The following is an 8,272-nucleotide window of genomic DNA, read 5'->3' as shown; positions in this document are numbered from 1 at the left end:
CCGGCTGCACGGCGAACTCGGACACATCCCACCCGCCGAACACGAGGCCCTACACGCGATGACCCACCCGGTCCCCGCACCCCTGAAAACCAGCTAACCAACTGTCCATCAAACCCGGGGCTTGACAACCATCCAGGTCTCCGACAGCTTCACCGCCCGCACCGCCGCTGGACGCGCGATCTACGGCATCCACGGCGGGTCCTTGACAGCCCGGCCTGGAACCGTCATGCCGGCAAGCGAACATCTGGACTGGCATCGCCGCTGGGTTTTCAAGGGGCTATCACTGCCCACATGACGTATTGCCGGCTTGGGCACGCTCGATGGAAGGCAGCCACCGCCTGAGGGCGATCTCTCGCGGATCGGGCATACGGTCCTCGACCATAGGCGTACCACGCCGGAGACCGGGGGACATCGCGCAGTTGTGCCCCGAGTAGAGGGATAACGCGGCGGCGGCAACGAGGTTGCAGGGACCGGAGATGATCACCCACGACGCTACGATCCGTCAAATCGTCCGGCGAGACTGATAGGGGACCCTGATGGCTGTGGAGTTCCGCTTGGTCCTGGCCGGTCATCCGCCCGTCGCGGACGTAGCTGCCCTGACCGCTGCCGACCTCAGCGAAGTCCCCCGTCCAACGTCTGATCCGGCTCGGTTCTCCGCCCGTCTGTACGACCGACGCGGCTACGCCATCACCGTCCGCGCCGGAAGGGCTGGCTACTGGGAGGCCGAAGCCGACGGCAAGGACCGCTGGGAATGGGAACCCGCGGCGTACGTGCCCGTCACCTTCTCCATGCGTGCTGACGACATCGTGGAGAAGGGGATCACCAACATGGTGGCGGCAGTCAGGAGGGTCCTCGCCGGCTGCGCCGAGGACGCGGCGTTGGTGCAGGACGGCAACTATCTTCTCCTGACTCGATCCGACGGCGTGGTCCGCACCTACTGCCCGGCCTGGTGGTCGCACTACCACCTCGACGGATCCTTCACCGGCTGACCCCCACCGCGTCGACTCGTACCGCCGACCCGAAATGACTTGTCAGTGGAGTGAAGCGGCTGGCATGGTGGCCGTCATGACGATCAGAATCGAGTCTTCGCCGGCCCGTTGAGCGACGTCGGTGCGCCCAAGGCGTCCGAACAGGTCACGCTGCTCGAACACGTGACGTTACTCCACGCTGCTCACCCTGATGGGCCGTTGCCGGAAGGCGGGCGGCCATATCCTGACGCGGCGCAACGCGCCAGGCTTCCTCATTCCGACGAACCGTTCGCCGTGCGTCAGCGGCGTCTGATCGAGGTCGTGACGTCGATCTACGAGGCTGAACCGTCGCCGGAGCGCGCTGGCGCGATGCTGGTTGCCGCGCTGACCTCGCAGCGGGCGGAGCCGCGGCTCGCCGGCTGGTTGGCGCAGGAGGTGGCGTCTTTCGATCCGGGGTGGCGGCGTCGGGTGGGGCGAGAACTGGCGTACGACGGCGGTGAACGCGGCATGGTCGGCGTCGGTCTGGCCCTGCTCAGCGGTGTCGCCAGCCCCGAAGACACCGCCCCGGTGCGGTTGCTGGGCCTGCTCAGCAGGGACTTCGGCCAACTGGCCATCCGCGTTCTCCGGCACGTTCCCGGCGCCGGCGGGGACCTGGTCTGGCTGGCCGAGAGGTCGGATCCGACGCGGCACGCCCAAGCCGTCGAGGCCTTGTGCGACCTGGCGGAGCCGGTCACCCACGCTTGGCTGCTGCGCGAGGGCGTCAGGCTGGACGGACCGTCGACGGCGGCCGCACGGCGGGTCGCCGAGACGGTCGGCCTGGCCGACCTGCTCGACGGGGAAGAAATCCCGCCCGATGTGGTCGAGCAGGCCGGCCGGCTGCTGCTGGCCATGACGCAGCGCGGCGCCGGCAGCGCCGAGCTACGCGACTACACCGACGCGGCATCCGCGTTGGTCCGGTTCTCGCGAGCCGCTGCCAGGATGAACGCCACCCTCGACCGGTACGCCATGATCATGGCGCTGCTCGCGGACCTCCACACCGGTCAGGCGGCGACGCTGGCCTGGCCTGACCGGGAATTGGCGTTGGTGCGCACGGCGCTCGACCGCCTCCTTGACCAGTCTGCCTGGGCAGACTGCCTGGCGGACGCCGCACGGTCGGGCAACCCGGACACCTACCGTCGGGCGTGCTGGGCCACCCAGCTCCGAACGACTCTGCGGCAGACGCCGCCGGTGACGCCGTCGTCGAACGACTTTCGCGCCCGGATCGCGATCCGGGTGTCGGTGCCGGACCCGGCCCACCGAGGCACTGTCGAAACCAGAATCCTCGTCAACGGCAGGCATCTCTGTGCCGAGGCGTTCACCGCCGGACCGGCCGAGCAGCCCGAGAACCTGCTCGGCCCCGACCACCCGCTGCACGCCGACGTAGAGCCACACGAGGTGCGCCTGGCCCAGACGGACTGCACCGAAGGCTGCTGCGGCGCGTTGTTCGTCACGATCGAACGCCGCGGCGACGAGGTGATCTGGCGGTCGTGGCGCAACCCAGATTGCCCCGGCCTGGACCTGCCGACGCTGCACTTCGACGCCGCCGAGTACGACGCCGAGGTCGCTCGCGCCGAGGCGGACCATTCCTGGGAGTGGCCCGCACGGACGGTGGCTCGGCTGGTGCGGGCACGGCTGCGCGAACAACCGGACCTGCTGGCCCGGTGGGACTGCGCGGCCGGCTGGGTGGCGGCAGGTCCACCCGACACCAGTCGGGTGGAGGTGTCGTACTTCCATCCCGCGCGCCCTCGCGGTGGTGACGATCTCTGGCTGCAGTTCGTGGCCGTCATCGACCTGCCCGCGAACGACCCCGAGGACATGCGCGACGAGATCGTCCGGCGGATCACCGACAGCGATCCGCGACGGCCGCAGTGGTTGGCCGGGGGGAGCGCGGAAGCCGCCCAAGCGTACGGCTTCGACTGGCCCCCACGTCGAAGCTGACCAAGCCCCGTCAGCACGGCCGCCGCAGCGTCTGGTGTCGCTCCGGTCGAGGACGCTACTACTAGCGAGCCCTCCCGGAGATTGCGGACGACTCGTCGGCAGGCTGCGGTTGCCGACGGATTATCCATGCGGATCGACCAATAAGCTCCTCGTCATGACGCGTACCACGCCGCCGCGGCCGGTGGACATCGTGCAGCTGTTCCCCGAGCTGGGGGAGTCCGCCGCGACGGTTACCCGGCTGCATCCCCGCCCTGGTATGCCGACGGTGGCGGACAGTTCGGTGGGTGGTCCGTTGTGGTGGCCAGCGGGGGAGCCGTGGCCGGTGTGTGCCGACGGTGACGCCCACTACGTGTTTCAGCTCAGTACGCCGGCCACGGTCCGCCGTAGCCGGGAGATCTACGCAGCGGCGCGAGCGCGGGCGGCCGCGGGCAGCGTCGGCTACCAGCTGACGGATGAGGAACGGTCTGAGGTGCCGGCCTTCGACTTCTCCGAGCCGCATCATCTGGTGAACCAGCCGATTCCGTTGGTTGCGGTGGCGCAGCTCTACCGTCGGGACATCCCGGATTTCGTCGGTCCGCCGGGTACGGATCTGTTGCAGGTGTTGTGGTGTCCGCTGGACCACCCGCAGGAGGGCTACAACCCGCGGGTACGGCTGTACTGGCGGCGCAGTGCCGACGTGACCGTGCCGTTGGTGTCGGCCCCGGAACCGCCGGTGGTCAACGATTCTTACCTGCCGGTGCCATGCGTGGTGCATCCGGAACGGGTCCGCGAGTATCAGTACGGCGGCCTGCTGCCCGAAGAGTTGGACGCGCGGATCCTCGCGTGGGAGGAAGCAGGCGAAGACGGGGTAGAGCTCAGCTATCAGTCCGACCTGTCGTTGGCACCCGGTTGGAAAGTTGGCGGCTTCGCGAACTGGTCCCTGACCGATCCGCAACCGATGCTCTGCGCCGATTGCGACACGCCAATGACGCTGTTGTTCGCTGCTGACTCGGGGGAGTGGCACGGCACCACCTGCTCGTGGCGGCCTGTCGAGGAGCCGGCGGAGGCGTCAGCCAACCCGACCGACGTGACCATCGGCCGCGGCTACGCCCTTTACGTGTTCCGCTGCCCGACCTCCTTTGACCATCCCATCGCTACCGCCATGCAGTGAAGGGCTCATCGCTGGTCGCCGTCGTGTACCGACGCAGTACGTGCGGCATATTCGCCATGTGATCTGGCAGCTGCCCGATTGGTTTCGTGGTGTCGACCGGCCTTCTAGACCGTCGTGTGGCTGGTGGGCGCGGTCCTCGTCGACCAGGGCTGGCTGCCGCGGATCGAGGCGATATTCGATCTCCTCGCAGGTGTGGTGCCGGGCAGAATGAACGTCGTGCTCACCGCTACCCGTGGCCTGCTGGCGTCGCTTGACCCGTTGTCGTACCGCGAACGGATGAACCGCCTGGCGGAGTGGGCGCGCATCGCGCCTGATCGGGCGCGGGTGTGTACCGACCTGCGCGAGCAGGGTCTCTACGAGCGGCATCTTGCTTTGGTCGCGGCGATGGTGGCTGGGGACAGCGATGGCGTCGTCGCCGCGATGCGTGATCCTCAGCCGTCGATCAGGGGTGCCGCGCTCACTGCGGCGCTGCGCGCTGGTCTTCCAATCGGTGAGGTCACCGATCGGCCGGTGGTGGAGCGGCGGCGGATCTATCGGGCTCTTCGCCGTCGACCCGAGCCAGGGGTCGCCGATGCGCTGATCGGCGAGGTCCGTGCCCAGTTCGGTGATGATGAGGCCGCCGCGTTGCTGCCGGCATGCAGTGCCGCGACGGTGCGAGCGTTGCTGCCTGACCTGGAGCACGCGATGCGTCTGGAGCGGCTTGTCCGGTGGCATTCCGGTCCGCTGCTGGACCGGGTCCGCGAGCGACTTGCCGCAGCCTCACCTGTGATGCGGCAACGGATCTGGGGTGAGGCCGCCGCGGGGGTGTTGCGCTGTGACCCGGCGCAGGCACTCGACCTGCTCGAACGGTACGCGCCTGAGGAGTCGCTGCCCGGCCCACTGGACGCGTACGGGGTCCTCGCGGCGTACGACGCCGGACATGTTGCCCGTCTGCTCACCGCGCGCGGCCGCGCCGCGTGGCTACGGCGGACGGTGCTGCCGCCGGCCGTGCTGCGACGGTTGGCGGTGCTGCCCACCGACGAATTGGTGCCGCTGGCCCGCCGATTCCACGATCAGAGTCGGGCACTGGCGGCGCTGCTGGATGCTGTCGCGCCGGCCCGGCGGGGGGAACTGTACGACCGGGCCTTGGCCGAGGTCGACACGACAGCGTTGGTGCCGAGCGTTGAGATCATGGAGGTGCTGCCGGCCGCGGTCCGGGCACGTGAGGCGAGCCGGGTGCTGGGCTTGGCGAAGATCCGTGAACGGGAGGCCGAGGTACGCACCTGGAGTGCGTTTCTCGGCTGGCCGGAGGCGTCGGCGACGCTGGACGGCGCGCTGCGTTCGGGCGCTGCCGACGAGCGGGCGCACGGTTACACGTTGTTGGTGCAGGCCGCCCGCCGGTCCCGCGACCCGCAAGCGGTGGCGGAGGTGGTCGTGCGGCTCGGGCGGCTGCGTAACGAGCAGGATCCGGTCCGGGCTGCCGCGCTCACCGCACTGGCGAAGGTAGCGCCACTGCTCACCGCGGACACCGCGGCTGGACTCACGCAGGTCAGCACCGACGCGGTCGACGCCCGTGACGCCTCCGCCGCCACCACGATGGCGTTGAGCAGCCTCGCCGCCGATGTCCTGCAACACCACGTCGCGGTGCCGCCGCTGCGGGAGTGGGCACTGCTCACGATCGACCTCGTGAGCACCGGCGCCACCGTGCCGGTGCTGCGCCGCTTCGACACCGTGCTGCGTCGCGGGCAGGAGACGATGGTCTTCCATCGGCTAAACGACTGGATCATTGCCAGTATCGACCGGGGTCGGTACGGACCGCTCTTCGCGCTCACCCACGCGCTCGGCAAACGCGCCTGGCGCCTGCCGCAGCTACAGGAACTGCTGCATCGCGCGACCGGCCCGCACACACTGCCGTCGGTGGCCCGCACCGCAATCGGGCTGTGGCTCGACGATCCGCGTACCCGCTCGGACCGCGTCGCCGAGGTACTCGCGGCCGATCCGACGGCGGTGACTATCCACGAGGTGTGGACGACGATCTGCACCTCCCGCACCGACCTGCTCGACCTGGTGCTGTTCCGGCGCCCGCGTGGGCGGTTCGTGGGAGGGCGAGGTGATCTCGTACGCTGCCGGGCGTGGTTGACTTCCTCAAGACGACGCTGGCCCGGGTGCCGGACGGATTCGACCTGCCGGAGCCGCTGCGCCTGCTCTTCGCCTGGGTCGACGAGCAGGGTTTCGTGGTGAGAGGGCACGACGGGGATCTGTACGGCTCGTTGAGCGACAACGGCTGGTTGGGCACCTCGATCGAGTTGCGTGGCTACACCGCCGAGCAGACCCTGTCGTACGCACGGTCCTGGTTCGACGAGTCGGTCCCGGATGCGGCCGCACGGTTGTGGCCGTTCGCGCAGACCGGTGGCGAGGGTTCGATGGCCGCGCTGTGGCGCGACGGTCGGAGACAGGTGAGGATCGTTCATCTCGGTTCGGGCAGCGGTTCGATGATGACGTGTGTGCTCGCCGACGATGCGGTCGAGTTTCTGCGGCTGCTGGCGATCGGTTACCGGGAGATCTGCTGGAACGAGGAGTTCAGCGCGCCGCCCGAGCCGTGGGACGCCGACCACGAGATCGTCAATGCGCCCTACCGGGACTGGCTGCACCGCACCTTCGGTGTCACCGCCCCGGCGACCGGGCTGGAGATCGTGGCGGAGCCCGCCGAGATGGGCGACGAGGACACCACGGACCCGTTCTGTCGCTGGGTCGACAACAAGGAAGTCTGAGCCCGTCACCGGGTCAGGACGACATGGCGATCTCCGGCTACGAAATCTTGCCGGAGCCAACTTCATGCAGAGGCAGATACGCCAGATGTGCAGAGGTTCCGCCGGCCAAGCGCTGGGGACGGCACGACGGCGGCGGATCGGCCACCCACGTCCGCCAACAATGAGTAACTGGTGGACGTGAGATGGCAGCACCCGGATCGCGACATGAGCGGATGTTCGACGCCTTGGTCGATTGATCGGCGAAATTCGGAGTATGGAGTTCGTAGGGCTTGCCCGGCCTTGCCATCCTCTACTCGTGAAGTCGAACCTGGAAAGGATTCCAGGCGACCGGGACTGGGTTGCCCAGGCAATCCTGGCACGGGCACCACAGCGAGTCGATCGCAGCTTCCTCGACTCCCTTGACCCCGCCGCGTCGCTCGCCCTCGGACGCTACGGCACCCGCCTCGCCACGCTCGCGATGAGGGAGGAGTCCGTCGATTTGGTACGCCGTTCCTTGCTTGCGACCGCGCTCGCCCGGTGCCTGCAACCCAATGATGACCGAGACGTGATGGTGGGCCTAGCGTTGCCGTGGATAGTGGCACAGCAGCTAGGAGCATCTCCGGCGATGGTGTTCGCGAGAGTTGCGGATTGTCTTCCAGAGGGCCCAATCTCCAAGCTGTTGAGAGATTTCGGCGCCCGGAATGATATTACTTTGGCCGCCTTTGGTTGGGAGCCGGTGACTAGCGCCGACGGACCGGACTTTCGCCCGGTGTACTAGCGCGTGTTTCAAAAGGCGGTCGTCGTGACGCTCAGGTCGGCGGCGTACCGTGCAAGACTGGGTATCGTGTGGTGCCAGCCTGGTCGGATGCTGTCTACTGCATGCCGTGGGTGGAACGGCGTTGAGCGTGCTGAGTCCGCGCGCTGCTGAGTGCGTCGAACCAGTTCTGCTGGAGGAGATGGCGGCTGAGGGCCTCGTCCGGTACGAGCCCGACCCTGACTACTGGCTGTCCGCCGAGGGCCTGCCCTACGGATACGACTGTCAGGCACCGGACTTCGAGGTCGGCGTCGATGAGCTCGAGCTGATCGCGCAAGCGGCCGGTGGAGTCATGCGCTGTGACATCGTGCTGCACATCCTCGTCAGCGATCTCGCTGGCCGACCTGCCCTGGCCCGCATTGCCGAGCGAGTGGCACGGCGGACCGACGGCTGGGTGTTCGTCGAGTTCCACACTCCGCCCTCGGCAGTCCTGCTCGAGTACCTGGCGAGTGCGGGTCGCTGCGTTCGCGTCGACGATGCCGTCTACCTCGACGCGGCAGCGATGACTGAGCCATTCCGCGCAAGCAGGCGGTAGCAGTCAGTAGCTGTCCGGAATGCCGGGTAGGCGTCGGACGCGCCAGATCAGGCGGGGTACGGAGAAAAGACGCAGAACCCCGATACGAAGTGGTCCTTC

7 protein-coding genes and 1 pseudogene are annotated in these 8,272 nt (G+C 68.2%); all 8 read left to right on the top strand.

From position 1 onward, the window contains the following. Positions 1-136: 136 nt before the first annotated feature. Positions 137-295 (top strand): annotated as a pseudogene (locus C1I93_RS33130) (phosphorothioated DNA-binding restriction endonuclease); the annotation flags it as partial. A 241-nt stretch (positions 296-536) separates the two neighbouring features. Next, complete coding sequence (locus C1I93_RS25785; RefSeq protein WP_111245877.1) at positions 537-989, top strand: SitI3 family protein; 453 nt, start codon at positions 537-539, stop codon at positions 987-989. Between the two features lie 300 nt (positions 990-1,289). Beyond that, positions 1,290-2,945, top strand: coding sequence for a hypothetical protein (locus tag C1I93_RS25780; protein WP_223256778.1), 1,656 nt, complete (start codon positions 1,290-1,292; stop codon positions 2,943-2,945). 154 nt (positions 2,946-3,099) lie between these two features. Next, complete coding sequence (locus C1I93_RS25775; protein ID WP_111245875.1) at positions 3,100-4,095, top strand: hypothetical protein; 996 nt, start codon at positions 3,100-3,102, stop codon at positions 4,093-4,095. A 123-nt stretch (positions 4,096-4,218) separates the two neighbouring features. Next, entirely contained in the window at positions 4,219-6,315 is a 2,097-nt protein-coding gene (locus tag C1I93_RS25770) for a hypothetical protein (RefSeq protein WP_181445327.1), read from the top strand. Next, positions 6,207-6,845 (top strand): hypothetical protein, encoded by a 639-nt coding sequence (locus C1I93_RS25765; protein WP_111245874.1) that lies wholly within the window; start codon positions 6,207-6,209, stop codon positions 6,843-6,845. Before C1I93_RS25770 ends, C1I93_RS25765 begins: the two co-directional genes overlap by 109 nt. Before the next feature lie 295 nt (positions 6,846-7,140). Then, the gene (locus C1I93_RS31275) at positions 7,141-7,602 is read left to right on the top strand and encodes a hypothetical protein (RefSeq protein ID WP_146603577.1); all 462 of its coding nucleotides are present in this window, start codon (positions 7,141-7,143) and stop codon (positions 7,600-7,602) included. Positions 7,603-7,723: 121 nt separating this feature from the next. Next, positions 7,724-8,173 (top strand): hypothetical protein, encoded by a 450-nt coding sequence (locus tag C1I93_RS25760; RefSeq protein ID WP_146603576.1) that lies wholly within the window; start codon positions 7,724-7,726, stop codon positions 8,171-8,173. The last annotated feature ends 99 nt before the right edge of the window (positions 8,174-8,272 follow it).

Source organism: Micromonospora endophytica, from assembly GCF_003236305.1.
Lineage (GTDB): Bacteria > Actinomycetota > Actinomycetes > Mycobacteriales > Micromonosporaceae > Micromonospora > Micromonospora endophytica.
Note: the sequence above shows the minus strand (reverse complement) of the source record. Positions and strands in the feature narration are given on the sequence as shown.